This is a genomic window from Nitrospirota bacterium (genome assembly GCA_016195565.1).
In the GTDB taxonomy this organism is placed as follows: Bacteria; Nitrospirota; Thermodesulfovibrionia; order Thermodesulfovibrionales; family UBA1546; genus UBA1546.
On record JACPZK010000010.1, the window covers coordinates 19,632 to 33,033 of the forward strand.

Genomic DNA, 13,402 nt, shown 5'->3' on the forward strand with positions numbered 1-13,402 from the left:
CATAATGGAAAACCAGGAAAAGTCATCGGCATTATATTTCAGGGACTTCCGCCTCTTCTGGTTCAGCCAGTTGATTTCCCTCTCAGGCACATGGATGCAGTCTGTTGCGCAGGGATGGCTGGTATACTCCTTAACGAAATCTCCTTTTTATCTAGGAATGGTGGCAGCCGCATCAACCCTTCCGATACTTCTCTTTACATTAATCGGAGGCATTGCGGCAGACAGATTCAGGAAGAGAAACCTGCTTATTGCAACGCAGGCATTATCCATAGTCCCCGCGCTTCTGCTCGGCATATTCACGGATTCAGGCATAATAACCGTGTATCAGGTAATCTTCTTTGCATTTTTTCTCGGCACAGTAAATGCTTTTGACATGCCTGCAAGACAGTCGTTCGTCTTTGAGATGGTCGGCAAAGGGCATCTCCTAAATGCAATTGCACTCAATTCTGCCGCCTTTAACGGCGCGCGCCTCATAGGCCCTGTCTTTGCCGGACTGGCGATAGCATATATGGGGCTTCCCTCATGTTTTTATCTGAACGCCGCGAGTTTTATTCCTGTGATAATTGCCCTCTCAATGATAAATGCAAAAGGCGAGATAAGAATATCTCAGGAAAGTTTTTTAAGAGACCTTGCCGAAGGTTTTTATTTTATAAAGAGCCAAAAGGACATTTTTTACATGATAATCCTCATTGCCGTCTTCAGCCTCTTCGGAATCCCGTTTATAAGCTTCCTGCCTGTATTCGCCGAGGAGATATTCAATGCCGGGCCAACTGGACTGGGCTTTCTTGTAAGCGCCACCGGATTAGGCGCTCTTTCAGCAGCCCTCATGCTCGCATTCAAGCGTGATGTGAAAGATAAATTGAGATTAATGTCTCTGTCAGGGATGTGTTTTTCTCTTGCACTATTCTTTGCATCGTTCTCACGGGTCTTTGCGGTTTCACTTTTACTGCTAATCATGGCTGGCTGGGGAATAGTAAGTTTTCTTGCAACAGCAAACAGCTTTATCCAACTGTCAACACCCGACAATCTCAGAGGAAGGGTAATGAGCGTTTATTCCTTTGTATTTCTCGGCTTTACACCGATAGGGAATTTTCTCATGGGCATAATGTCAGAGCGCATAGGGACCACATACACCGTTGCAGCGGCAGCGCTGGTATGCCTTGCAGGAGCGTCAATTTTTTCTTTGAAGCACTTGCGGAAAGAAATTTGATATTATTAATCTATAGAATGCAGGCACATATTTTCGCAGCGGTAGTTTAATATTGCCGAAAGACAGTTATAGCCTCCTTGAAAGGTATATTTGCAAATGAAAATACTTGCGATAGACACATCAACAATGCTCGGCGGAATAGCAATCCTGGATGAATCCCTGCTGATTGCAGAAAGCAGGCTCAATGTCAGGTCAACACATTCAGAGAGGCTTATGACAGAGATTGAGCGCTGCCTCAAACAGTCAGGCATTAAAATATCCGATATTGACGTCTTTGCAGTGGCAACAGGCCCCGGTTCCTTCACAGGCCTGAGAATCGGAGTGAGCACAGTCAAGGGGTTTTCCTATGCGACAGGAAAACAAATAGTCTCTGTGCCGACGCTTGAAGCGCTCGCGTGGAATTTCCCTTACAGTAAATACCCTGTCTGCACAATGCTTGATGCAAGAAAAAAAGAAGTCTATGCGGCATTGTTCAAATGGGAAGGAGAGAATTTCACAAGGCTGATAAATGAGACCTCAGCAAAGCCTGAAGAGTTTGCATGCGATGTGTTGCGCGTTACACATGATGATAAATTCATATTCGCCGGAGAGGGAGCTGCGCTTTACAGGGATAAGATAATTGAGGCCATGGGTGAAAAGGCTATATTTGCATCTCCTGAAAAAACAGTCCCTTCTCCTGCGAATGTTGCGGTTCTTGGGCTTAAAAAGGCTAAAGCAGGAGAATTTTCAGAACCTATCAGCCTAACCCCCATGTACATAAGAAAATCAGAGGCAGAGGTAAAGTGGTCGAAAATTCGCTAAGGCGAAAAGGACTTACAATAAGGGCAATGCAGGAATCTGACCTGCCTTCTGTAGTTGCAATTGAGCGCCTCTCATTCAGCACGCCGTGGTCGGAAACATTGTTTTTTAATGAAATCTATAAGCAGCGTTCCATTCCAAAGGTTGCTGTCATAGATGACAGGATCGCCGGATATATATGTGCAAACCAGGTTGCCGACGAGGGGCATATCCTGAATCTTGCAGTCCATCCTGATTTCAGAGGAAGGGGAATTGCAAATACGCTGGTTGAAAACATCCTTGAAGAACTGAAAGAAAACGCCTGCAGGTTTTTATATCTTGAGGTGAGGGCGTCAAACAATGCCGCAAGGGAACTTTATGAAGGCTTTGGATTCAGCGTTGTTGGAACAAGAAAAGTATATTACACAGAGCCAAAAGAAGATGCAGTGATTATGATGCTGAGGCTTTAGGTTTTTTGATATGGCTCTTTTCCGATAACTCAGCGATACTTTTTATTGCAATCAAAAATCCATCTTTCAATTTTTTATCCTTTATTCTTCTGAAGAGGCTGAGAAGTTCAATCTCATTATCGCTCAGTGCGCCATACGGGCTGACGGCTTCAGATACCATCATCTTTTCTTCATCCGGAACAAACCTGCTCAAGGGGATATTCAAGGCATGTGCAATCTGGGAAAGACGCGATACACTGATCTCGCTCACTCCTTTTTCGTATTTCTGAATCTGTTGATAGGAAATACCCACCCTTTCCGCTAACCCCATCTGGGACAGCCCTGCTGCCTTTCTCACAATTCTTATCAAACTTCCAATATGTCTTTTGTCTGTGTCTCTTGTCATAATATGCTGCATAATTTTGCTTGTTGCGATATAAAATGTCTATAAACCGGCAGTTGTGGTAAGAATTGACAAACACAACTCTAAGTAGTATTATTTTGGGCGTGAAGACTAATAATAAAAAAATCTTGGTTGCTGAGGATGATCCCCTCGTAAGAAAATTGTTAAATGAATTTTTAACTCTGTGCGGCTATGATGTAGACTGTGTCAGCAATGGAAAAGAGGCGATAGCGCTGATAGAGACAGGCAGCTATGACGTCCTTATAACTGACTATCTGGTACCTGAGATGAACGGCATAGAACTTATAAAAAAAGCGCGCGATATTAAAAAATCATTGGCAATAATAGGTATGAGCGTCTCGGAGGAAGAGCAGGGATTCTTAGCTGCCGGAGCAAATCTTTTTATAGCCAAGCCTTTCAGCCCTTACGCGCTAAAAAATATAATTGAGGGAATCTGCTCTACTTAGAAAAATTCCTTATTGATTCCATAATCCTCGCCGGTGTTGTCACTGCTGTCCCGACTTCTCCCACAACAATGCCTGCCGCATGATTCGCAATAACCGCTGCCTGGTGCATGGTTGCGCCTGATGCATGGGCAAGGGCAAAGGCTGCGATAACCGTATCGCCTGCTCCCGTAACATCATAAACATGCCTTGCAACTGTGGGGATATGCGTGACCCGGCCTTTCTCAAAAAGGCTCATGCCTTCCTCTCCTCTTGTTATCAGCGCTGATTTGCATGGAAGTTTCTTAAGAAGTATCCTGCCTGCCTTAATCAGCGATTTTTCGTCTTTTATCTCAATTCCCGCTCCGTGCGACGCCTCCATAATATTCGGCGTTATCAGAGAGACATTCTTATAACAGTGAAAATGCCCTGTCTTTGGGTCAACAGCAATAAATTTATTTTTTGCCCTTGAAGCCTTCACCACCTCTGCCATAAGCTCTGATGAGACAATGCCTTTTTTATAGTCGGATATTATCACTGCATCGTGGTCTCTGACAGCGCTCTTTATGCAGTCAATAATCGCCTCGAATGTTTTGCCTGCAACCTTCCTCTTATCCTCTCTGTCAAACCTCACAACCTGCTGGTTATGGGCTATTACTCTTGTCTTGACTATTGTGGGCCTCTGGTCGTCAAAGATACATGAGCCAATGCCCTTTTCATCAAGAATGCTTCTTAAGACATCGCCTGTCCTGTCTTTGCCGACTATTCCGACAACAGTAACCTGCCCTTCAAGGCTGACGATATTATGCGCAACATTGGCCGCTCCGCCTAAAAGGAAATTCTCATGTGTAACCTCTACAACAGGGACAGGCGCCTCAGGAGATATCCTGCTGACCTTGCCCCAGATATAGCGGTCCAGGACCAGGTCGCCTATTACGAGTATTTTTTTTCTGCTGAAATTATTGAATATCTTGGAATAATTCATGCTTCTAAGAATAAAATATCGGGCTTTAAAAAGCAATCCCATTATTTAAGGGCAATGCTTAAACCATAAAACTCGCTTTCCACTTGACAGTAAAGGAACATATTTATTATATTGAGCTTACTCTATAATTTCCAAATTGGGGATATATTCTTCAAAAAGGAAGAGCATCTATTTAGATTAAGGTTTAAAATCAAATGGATTAACTGGCATGTAATTTGATTCCTAATCTATTTTAGGAGAGAATCTTTTGAGAGAGGAGGTGAAGAAATGAAGAAATTAACGATAATCGTAGCTCTGATAATAGCAGTAGCATTTGTGGGCAGTGCAATGGCAGTCCCTCCGGGAAAAACAGCAGAGTTTAAAGGCGGCGCACTGGGCAAAGTCACTTTTGACGGCAAGATCCATGCTGACAAGGGGCTTAAATGTAACGACTGCCATACAAAGATATTCCAGATGAAAAAAGGTTCAACAAATATGAAGATGGCAGATATCAATGCAGGAAAGTTCTGCGGTGCATGTCATGACGGCACAAAGGCTTTCAAGGCAAGCGATGGAGCAAGCTGCACAAAGTGCCACAAAAAATCAGCTGCAGGGTACTGAACAATAGCTTCAGAAAAATAAAAAAGCCCTGCAATTGCAGGGCTTTTTTATTTTTGAATGCGGATATGTTTCAGATTCTTGTAATCCATGATCCGTATTTTTTATTCTTCCCCTTCACACTGTCAAAAAATACAGACTGCAGTTTCTTTGTAATCCTTCCTGCCTTTCCTTCTCCGATTACTCTGCCGTCAACCTCTCTTATCGGAGTAATCTCTGCTGCTGTGCCTGTAAAAAACGCCTCATCCGCTATGTAGAGCTCATCCCTTGTGAACCGTTCTTCTATGACTTCAATCTTTATATCCCGCGCAATCTTCATTATGCTGTCTCTTGTAATTCCCTCAAGCGCCGAAGTCAAAGGCGTAGTCTTCAGCCTGCCGTTTCTTACAATAAATATATTCTCGCCGCTCCCTTCAGCCACATATCCGTCTGTGTCAAGCAGAAGCGCTTCGTCGTAGCCTAATGATATTGCCTCTTTCTTTGCAAGCTGAGAATTGATGTAATATCCGCATGCCTTAGCCCTGCTCATCTGTGAGTTTACATGGTTCCTTATGAAGGATGACACCTTAACCCTTATGCCGTTCTTCAGTCCCTCGTCACCAAGGTATGCGCCCCACGGCCATACGCTGACGGCAACCTTCACAGGATTATCTTTGGGATGTATGCCCATGGCTCCGTATCCTATATACACCAAGGGCCTTATGTAGCATTCCTTAATCTTATTTATCTTAACTGTCTTTATTATCGCCTCTTCAATTTCTTTTTCTGAATAAGGAATAGCAAGCAGAAAAATATGGGCTGACTTAAAGAGCCTCTGAACATGCTCCTTGAGCCTGAAGATTGCGGGCCCGCCTTTTGTCTCATAACACCTTATGCCTTCAAAAACTCCAAGCCCGTAATGAAGGGTATGAGTCATTACATGCACATTGGCGTCATCCCAATCCACAAACCTGCCGTCCATCCATATCTTTTCCGTCTTCTTTATCATAGGAATTATTTTATAACAAACATAATTATAAATCCAGCGCAAAACCAGCTATTGAAACCTGCATAATAAATGTCCGATGTAGCGTCATTCCTGCGAAAGCAGAAATCCAGTCTTTTCTCTCTGGATTCCGGGTCAAGCCCGGAATGACAGAAATACGAAGATAGGACATTAATATTACAGGAATCAATAAATTCTCAGTCAAGCCCTAATCCTTCAAATATCCTTACAATAATAGTATTTGCTATTGGAAGCCCTTTTCTCGTGAGACTCAGATAATCACCATTTATCTCAAGATATCCCTCTTCAATTAATTCTCTGCAAACGCAGGGCATGTCCAGTCCAAGCTCTTTTGCTTTTGCAAGACTTATCCCTTCGGTCTTTCTAAGGCCAAGAAATATAAACTCCTTAATTGCGTCATCGCGCTTAATCTCCGTTGACTCAGACTGAGGGATTGTTCCTTTATTCAGGTCTTTGATGTATCTCCTGATATCATCTGTGTTTTTTGAGCGGAAGCCTCTGATAAAAGAGTGCGCTCCGGCTCCTGCGCTTATGTACTCTCCTCTGTCCCAGTAATTTAAGTTGTGGAGACATTTGAATGCAGCTTTACCCCCTCCCCCTAACCCCCTCCCGCAAGTGGAGGGGGAGATAGATGGGGGAGGGTTAAGGTGGGGGTGATTTTCTGAAAATTCTGTTAATGCAAAGTTTGATATTTCATAATGCTCATAGCCTCTGGATGCAAGATAGTCTATCGCGTAGTTATACATTGATAAAACCAAATCTTCATCAGGCATTTTGATTTTGTCTTTTTCAATTAATCCATATAACGGCGTATTTTTTTCAGGCGTGAGTTCATACGAGGAGATATGGGTTGGCGAAAGGGTAAAAGCTGCTGCCTTTGATACAGTCTTTTTCCATGAATCCATTGTCTGTCCTGGAATTCCGTATATCAGGTCTATTGAAAAATTATTAATGCCTGAGTTTTTGACTAATTCTATTGCCCTTAATGCCTCATCGGATGTGTGGATTCTACCAAGTGTCTTTAATTCATCATCATTGAATGACTGGACTCCAATGCTTATTCTATTCACTCCAAGGGAAAGCATTGCATCTATCTTCGATTTATCAACAGTTCCCGGATTTGCCTCAACAGTAATCTCAGGAGAAGGCGACAAGGAATAATTGTTTTGCAGGCATGTAAAGAGCTGTCTGAAGCATTCATCGGGAAGAATTGTCGGCGTCCCACCGCCGATGTATATTGTCTTTAATTCTCCTGCAAGCTCTTTTTTCAGAACCAACTCTTTGCATAGGGCGTCTGTGTATGCCTTTGCAAGCGCTTCATTATAAGTCACGGAAAGAAAATCGCAGTAAAGGCATTTTCTTATGCAGAAAGGAATGTGGATATAAAGGGATTCAGGCATGGATTAGAGTAACACAAAAATAAGGAGATATTTTTAGGGGCTTTTCGCTCTGGATTAAATGCTATTTCAATACTGTCTTTTATCCAAAATTTATCTTCCTTAATTTTCCCCTTTGTGCTATATTGACTCATGTGTCCAGTAAAAAGTAAATTTCAAGGCGTACTCACCAGCAAAACATTTCAAAAAGGAGTATAACCATGAAATCAATGCGTATTTTGGCTCCTTACATCCATCATGCTGCCTCTTTCCTCGTGGGGCTTTTTCTGTGCCTCACCACTGTTGGAGAAGTAAAAGCAAGCGGTGGGATAGAGACTGCAGGCGATGTGTTGCAGTTAGTTCTGCCAGCAACCGCGGTCGGGCTGACAATTGGTTTGAAGGACGGCAAAGGAGCGTTACAGTTTGGGGAATCAGCCACACTTACGCTCGGTGTTACCTACGGCCTCAAATACGCTGTGGACGAGAAGCGCCCCAACGGGGGAAGACATTCCTTTCCTTCAGGACACACTTCCATTTCCTTCTCCGCCGCCGAGTTCATGTGTGAACGTTATGGCTGGGAGTATGGGATACCGGCTTATGTAGCCGCATCCTTTGTGGGGTACAGTCGTGTTGAGTCTCGGCAACATCATCCACAAGATGTGGCGGTAGGCGCGGGCATCGGCGTACTCAGCAGCTACATCTTCACCGAGCCATACAAAGGCTGGCATGTTCAGGCGGATGCCCATGGCAAGTATCACGGTATCGCGCTGAGTCACACTTTTTAGAACGAGATATATAGAAATGACATAAGAGAATATCGGGATATTTCCCGCATTTCTTGATACTGCAAGCCCGCACCGCTAAGTTGCTCACTTCACCTTCAACACTGCCAGAAACGCCTCCTGAGGAAGTTCTATCCTGCCAATCTGTTTCATCCTCTTCTTCCCCTCCTTCTGCTTCTCAAGGAGCTTTCTCTTACGGCTTATATCACCGCCGTAGCACTTTGCAAGAACATCTTTCCTCAGCGCCCTTACGCTCTCACGCGCTATAATCTTGCTTCCTATCGCTGCCTGAATCACGACCTCATACATCTGCCTCGGTATAATCCCCCTCAGCTTTTCACTTGTAATTTATTGTTGGGGCTGTGCTTGTGCCCGGAGGAAGAACGCCGGTGCTTATTACCAGAGATATGCTTAAGACAATGAAAAAAGGCGCTGTGATAATTGATGTGTCAGTTGATCAGGGAGGGTGCATTGAGACATCAAAACCGACAACACATGACAACCCTGTTTATGAAGTGGATGGAATAATACATTACTGTGTTGCAAATATGCCCGGCGCATATCCAAGGACCTCAACACTCGCGCTCACGAATGCAACGCTTCCTTATGTCAAACTTCTTGCAAATAAAGGAATTGAGAAGGCGATAAGGGAAGATTCTGAAATAAAAACAGCCCTGAATACTTATAAAGGCGGAGTTACCAACAAGGCTATTGCAGAGTCAATGGGGATTAACTACAAAGGCATAGATGAGTTCAAGTCTTAACGCATATGTCTAAAAAACGTAATCCTTCTTGATGGACATTGAATGCCCTCCTGCTATAAGGCAAGGCACATGATTACCATTATCCTCTTTCCTTCAGCACGCTATATAGGTTAAAATTATTATATGAGGTTGAGTAAGTTCTTTCAGCAATATAAATTAGCAAGCCTCTTCTTTGTCCTCTCTCTTGTGTCCTCTTTCTTGACGCCTCTCTACCACCAGCATGACCGTTCTTACGCACACTCTATAATTCCTGACGAGCACCATGCATCCATTGAGCATTCCGATAGGAACATTCATAAAGGTCTGTCCTACGGTCGCAAGCAAACCTCTCCCCATTTGCATCTGAAGAAGGATTTCGCAAGGTCACATGCTTCTTATGAACCAGTAAAGAATATCCAACAGGTTTCTTTCATTACAACCAATACCCTTGCATTCAATTCTGGTAAGGGTGAGGGCTCTATCTCCGATCTTAAACGAAGCAAGCCTAAGAGCAGTTTCGTAAAGATATTCTCTGGTCTCTCGCCGCCTGCCTGCTAACTTCCAAGCTCAGCGAACTCTTTTCACTTTTGTTGCTTAATCTTGTTTGTTAAGGAGTCTTTTATGATACAAAGAATTTTAATCGCGGTTTCTCTGCTGTTGGCATGGGGTGCATACAGTTTGGCCCTTGAACCATCGGAGAAGCTTCTCTTTGAAAAGAACTCGCTTTATCAATATATCTCAGTGATAGAAGACACCGCAAAAAATGAAAGATACATCAGGAATAATAAGAGAGAGATTTCTCAGGGCGGGATATACCTTAATGCACCGGACAGACTTCTCTTTGAATATTCCCAAATATCTTTCATTTCACTTGCATTTCTGGACAGAGAGCCAAGGGATGTATTATTTGTCGGGCTTGGAGCGGGCGCTATGCCGCGATATTTTAACAAGTACTATCCGGAAGCAAATATAGATATTGCAGAGATTGATCCTGATATAGAGATGGTTGCCCGAAAGTATTTTTATTTTAAGGGAAATGAAAGGATGAAGGTGCATATTAATGACGGCAGACTGTTCATTAAGAGAACTCAGAAAAAGTATGATATTATTTTCCTCGATGCATATCAGAATGATTATATACCATTTCATCTGACTACAGTGGAATTCCTTAAAGAGGTAAAAAGCAGGCTGAAAGAAGGCGGCGTTGTCGCTTCAAATGTCTTATCTCCATTCAGAAACAAATTCTTTGATTCGATGGTTGTAACATACGACAAGGTCTTCTCCCAGCTATATATCTTTAAAGGCAGAAAATCCAACAATTTCATATTCATTGCGACACTGAAAAACAGGATAAGAGACAAGGAAGAGCTTTTCTCCATCGCGCAGAAAATACAGGCATCAAAGAAAATGGATATAGATCTTGGCAAAATCGGATGGACCTGTGAACACTGTGACGATTACAAAACAAACTCAAAGGTGCTCACGGATGATTTTGCCCCGGTAAATCTTTACAAATACCAAAAATCGGGGGCACAATAATGAGCCAGAATACAATAATAAGTTTAGTCGTTTTTACCTGCGGAGCAGTCGTAATGTCCTTCGAAATTCTGGGGAGCAGGGTCTTGGCTCCAAATTTCGGCAGTTCTGTCTTCGTATGGGGAAGCCTTATTAGTGTTTTCCTTGCGGGACTTTCGGCGGGATATTACTTTGGCGGCAGGCTTGCCGATATCAATCCCTCTTCAAGAAAGCTCGGCATTATGATTATCGTCCCTGGAGTTCTCTTTTTGTCTTTTCCGCTCTATAGCCCGTCGATATCGGATTGGATATTCATGAAAGACCTCGGCGTGAGAATCAGCCCTTTGCTTGCATCAACAGCACTCTTCTTGCTGCCTTCTGTTTTTCTCGGAATCGTAAGCCCCTACACCGCAAAGCTGATGATCTGCAGCCTTCATACCTCAGGGAAAACGATTGGAACTCTCTATGCGCTCTCCACCTTCGGCAGCATCATTGGAACACTCCTTACCTCTTTCTATCTGATTACCGTTGCTGGAGTCAATGCCCTGATCATGGCACAGGGGGCGATTCTCGTTGCTATCGCAATTCCTCTTCTCTTCATGGGATTACAGTGCAAGATTGGACAGCCTGAAGCAGCCTTACAGAGGGGGCAGGTGGAATGAGAAACACGCCGGTCTTTAGCGACAGTAGCCGGAAGGAGCATGATCATTCGCACGACGCTCATGGGCATATCCATGGGGTCGTAGATCCATCAATCTTTACGACTCAAAAAGGAATCCATGCTGTTAAATGGTCATTTCTGTGGTTATCAGCGACCGCCCTTTTTCAGGTCGTCATCGTCCTGATTTCCGGGAGTGTTGCTCTTCTTGCTGATACGGTTCATAACATCGGGGATGCCTTTACCGCCATTCCCCTCTGGATCGCTTTTACCCTCGTCAGAAGGGGACCTTCAAGGCAGTTTACTTACGGCTACGGACGCGTTGAGGACTTGGCTGGTGTGACCATTGTGCTCACTATTCTATCCAGTGCCGTTATCGCGGGCTATCAGTCTATCGACCGCTTATTGCATCCACGGGCGATGGAATACTTGCCGATGGTGGCTATTGCATCAATCATCGGTTTTGCCGGAAATGAAGCCGTTGCACTGTTTCGTCTCAGGGTCGGAAAAGAAATCGGCAGCGCGGCGCTCATCGCCGACGGCCACCATGCGCGTGTCGATGGGTTGACAAGCCTTGCCGTTCTTCTCGGCGTTGCTGGCGCTTGGCTCGGATATCCAATGGCCGACCCTATCGTGGGACTTGTAATTACAGCCGTCATCCTTCATATCGTATGGACATCGGGCAGAGAGGTTTTCAAGAGGCTTCTTGATGGGGTGGACCCTGAAGTTATTGAAGAGATCAGGCATGCCGTAGAGCATGTCCATGGAGTGGAGAACATAACCGACGTACGAGTGCGGTGGATCGGCCATAGGCTCAATGCAGAGGTAAGTATCACTGTTAATCCGGGATACTCCGTTGAAGAGGGGCACAAAATTGCACTGGAGGTGCGGCATCAGCTGCTCCATCACCTCAGGTATCTCTCCCATGTTTCGATCCATGTTGATCCGGCAAATGCAGCGGGAGAGCGCCACCATTCCATAGACAATCATTCTCACGATGATATATCTTCTCATTCCCATTAGCTCAAGACCTCTACCTTTGTAAAGCCATATCCCGCTCACCGGGAGAAACTTTTTCTTGACATCCTATGTAACATCTATTACATTAGTATCAAATGATACGTGATGCTAAATCAGGCTGGCTGTTTTTCTTTTACAGCGTTCCCTCGAAACCTGTAAGCAGCAGGATGAAGATATGGAGAAGGCTTTCAAAGGCAGGGGCAATACAGCTTAAAGGAGCAGTCTATGCGCTCCCTTACAGCGAGGAACATTATGAGTTTTTTCAGTGGCTTGTTTCGGAAGTTGCATCAATGAAAGGAGACGCCGCATTTGTCAGGGTTGAAAATATTGAAACAATGAAAAACAGCGAAATTATCAGCCTTTTTAATCAGCAGCGGGAAAAGGATTACAGCGTCCTTATGAAAAATCTGGAGGAGCTTGAAAGAAGAATAAACAGCGTAAGAAAAGGAGGAGGAACGCAGAATAATAAAAAACTGATGGAGCAGATGGCCAGAATCAGGAAAGAATTTGAAGGAATACAGGCAGTGGATTTCTTCTCGTCAAAGGCTGGAGAAAATCTTAAAAAGAATATAAAGGAATTGGAGTCGGGGCTTAAGGGAATTTCAGGTCATGGTGTAAAAGAACAGAAGGTTACGCTTACGCAAAAACGGGCAGAAGACTATCAGTCCATGACATGGGCTACACGGAAGAGACCGTTTGTTGACAGGATGGCATCCGCATGGCTGATAAAAAAGTTTATAGACAAGAATGCAGTCTTCAGGTTCATTGACGAGAAAGATATAGACAGTCTTGGCAAGGGAGTTACTGCCTTTGACGTAAGAGACGGCGAGTTCACCCATATCGGCGAGATGTGCACGTTTGAAGTCCTCGTTAAGTCATTCAACCTTAAAGATAAGACGCTCAGGAAGATCGCAGAGATAGTCCATGAGCTTGATATAAAGGACGGGAAATACAGCAATGCCGAAGCAAAGGGGATAGAAGGCCTGCTCAGCGGCATAAGAAAAACAGCTAAGGCCGATGCAGAGGCATTGGAAAAGGGGATGGAAGCATTTGAGATGCTTTACGCATCTAAAACTTAGACTAAAAGGAGGACACAATGCCGCCCATTGAAGAGCACATAAAAGCAAGCATAGGAAGAACAGGCAAAGAATACAATGATGTCCATGAATGGCTTGACCTTGACCCTGATAAAAAGGCAGAGAGGCATGACATCACAAAGATTTATGAATACGGGAAGGCAATAGAAGAAAAATACGGCAGAGAGGCTCTGCATGAATATATACAACATATTCATGATGACGTAAAGGCGAAGTTTGAGCATTTACAACATGACTTAGAGAGGGCGATTGCAGATACACTGGCGTATTTCGGGGTGAAGTAATATTAAAAGACCAAAAAATAGACATAGAAAGTTGTCATTGCGAGCGAAGCGAAGCAA

The 13,402-nt window shown here is 44.0% G+C and carries 16 protein-coding genes and 1 pseudogene; 12 read left to right on the plus strand and 5 right to left on the minus strand.

Translation table 11 applies throughout. The features are described 5' to 3' along the window. The first annotated feature begins 4 nt into the window (after positions 1-4). The 3 genes from HY035_03970 to rimI all read left to right on the plus strand — a co-directional run bounded on the left by HY035_03970 (position 5) and on the right by rimI (position 2,457). Positions 5-1,210 (plus strand): MFS transporter, encoded by a 1,206-nt coding sequence (locus HY035_03970; protein MBI3377546.1) that lies wholly within the window; start codon positions 5-7, stop codon positions 1,208-1,210. Between the two features lie 96 nt (positions 1,211-1,306). Next, positions 1,307-2,011, plus strand: coding sequence for a tRNA (adenosine(37)-N6)-threonylcarbamoyltransferase complex dimerization subunit type 1 TsaB (tsaB, locus tag HY035_03975; protein ID MBI3377547.1), 705 nt, complete (start codon positions 1,307-1,309; stop codon positions 2,009-2,011). Beyond that, positions 1,993-2,457: a ribosomal protein S18-alanine N-acetyltransferase gene (gene rimI, locus HY035_03980; protein MBI3377548.1), complete on the plus strand. Its 465-nt coding sequence runs from the start codon at positions 1,993-1,995 to the stop codon at positions 2,455-2,457. Before tsaB ends, rimI begins: the two co-directional genes overlap by 19 nt. Here the strand turns inward: rimI and HY035_03985 are convergent. Next, a complete protein-coding gene (locus HY035_03985) occupies positions 2,438-2,842 on the minus strand; it encodes a helix-turn-helix transcriptional regulator (GenBank protein ID MBI3377549.1) in 405 nt (134 codons plus the stop codon). The two genes, rimI and HY035_03985, sit on opposite strands and share 20 nt — an antisense overlap. A gap of 101 nt (positions 2,843-2,943) precedes the next feature. Between HY035_03985 and HY035_03990 the strand changes: the two genes are divergently transcribed. Continuing rightward, positions 2,944-3,306 (plus strand): response regulator, encoded by a 363-nt coding sequence (locus tag HY035_03990; GenBank protein ID MBI3377550.1) that lies wholly within the window; start codon positions 2,944-2,946, stop codon positions 3,304-3,306. Here HY035_03990 and rfaE1 read toward each other — a convergent pair. Then, positions 3,299-4,267, minus strand: a complete 969-nt coding sequence (rfaE1, locus tag HY035_03995; GenBank protein MBI3377551.1) for a D-glycero-beta-D-manno-heptose-7-phosphate kinase — start codon at positions 4,265-4,267, stop codon at positions 3,299-3,301. The genes HY035_03990 and rfaE1 overlap by 8 nt on opposite strands. A 267-nt stretch (positions 4,268-4,534) precedes the next feature. Between rfaE1 and HY035_04000 the strand changes: the two genes are divergently transcribed. Further along, complete coding sequence (locus HY035_04000) at positions 4,535-4,867, plus strand: cytochrome c3 family protein (GenBank protein MBI3377552.1); 333 nt, start codon at positions 4,535-4,537, stop codon at positions 4,865-4,867. 70 nt (positions 4,868-4,937) lie between these two features. Here HY035_04000 and HY035_04005 read toward each other — a convergent pair whose 3' ends face one another. Together HY035_04005 and hemW are read right to left on the minus strand one after the other, a co-directional pair. After that, positions 4,938-5,852 carry a branched-chain amino acid transaminase gene (locus HY035_04005; GenBank protein MBI3377553.1) on the minus strand — a complete coding sequence of 305 codons (915 nt, stop codon included), beginning with the start codon at positions 5,850-5,852 and terminating at the stop codon, positions 4,938-4,940. Between the two features lie 194 nt (positions 5,853-6,046). Next, on the minus strand, positions 6,047-7,270 hold the full coding sequence (gene hemW, locus HY035_04010; GenBank protein ID MBI3377554.1) for a radical SAM family heme chaperone HemW: 1,224 nt from the start codon (positions 7,268-7,270) through the stop codon (positions 6,047-6,049). Positions 7,271-7,476: 206 nt separating this feature from the next. On the opposite strand from hemW, the gene HY035_04015 reads away from it, so the two are divergent. After that, a complete protein-coding gene (locus HY035_04015; protein ID MBI3377555.1) occupies positions 7,477-8,031 on the plus strand; it encodes a phosphatase PAP2 family protein in 555 nt (184 codons plus the stop codon). 84 nt (positions 8,032-8,115) lie between these two features. Here HY035_04015 and HY035_04020 read toward each other — a convergent pair. Then, positions 8,116-8,364, minus strand: a pseudogene (locus tag HY035_04020) (elongation factor 4). Between the two features lie 14 nt (positions 8,365-8,378). Between HY035_04020 and HY035_04025 the strand changes: the two are divergent. From HY035_04025 to HY035_04050, 6 genes are all read left to right on the plus strand, one after another. Then, entirely contained in the window at positions 8,379-8,792 is a 414-nt protein-coding gene (locus tag HY035_04025) for a hypothetical protein (protein ID MBI3377556.1), read from the plus strand. Between the two features lie 600 nt (positions 8,793-9,392). Beyond that, entirely contained in the window at positions 9,393-10,310 is a 918-nt protein-coding gene (locus tag HY035_04030; GenBank protein MBI3377557.1) for a fused MFS/spermidine synthase, read from the plus strand. After that, on the plus strand, positions 10,310-10,948 hold the full coding sequence (locus HY035_04035; GenBank protein MBI3377558.1) for a fused MFS/spermidine synthase: 639 nt from the start codon (positions 10,310-10,312) through the stop codon (positions 10,946-10,948). Before HY035_04030 ends, HY035_04035 begins: the two co-directional genes overlap by 1 nt. Next, positions 10,945-11,967, plus strand: a complete 1,023-nt coding sequence (locus HY035_04040) for a cation transporter (GenBank protein MBI3377559.1) — start codon at positions 10,945-10,947, stop codon at positions 11,965-11,967. The genes HY035_04035 and HY035_04040 overlap by 4 nt, the downstream gene beginning before the upstream one ends. Before the next feature lie 92 nt (positions 11,968-12,059). Beyond that, positions 12,060-13,043: a chromate resistance protein gene (locus HY035_04045; GenBank protein MBI3377560.1), complete on the plus strand. Its 984-nt coding sequence runs from the start codon at positions 12,060-12,062 to the stop codon at positions 13,041-13,043. A 17-nt stretch (positions 13,044-13,060) separates the two neighbouring features. Next, a complete protein-coding gene (locus tag HY035_04050) occupies positions 13,061-13,345 on the plus strand; it encodes a hypothetical protein (GenBank protein ID MBI3377561.1) in 285 nt (94 codons plus the stop codon). Positions 13,346-13,402 lie beyond the last annotated feature (57 nt).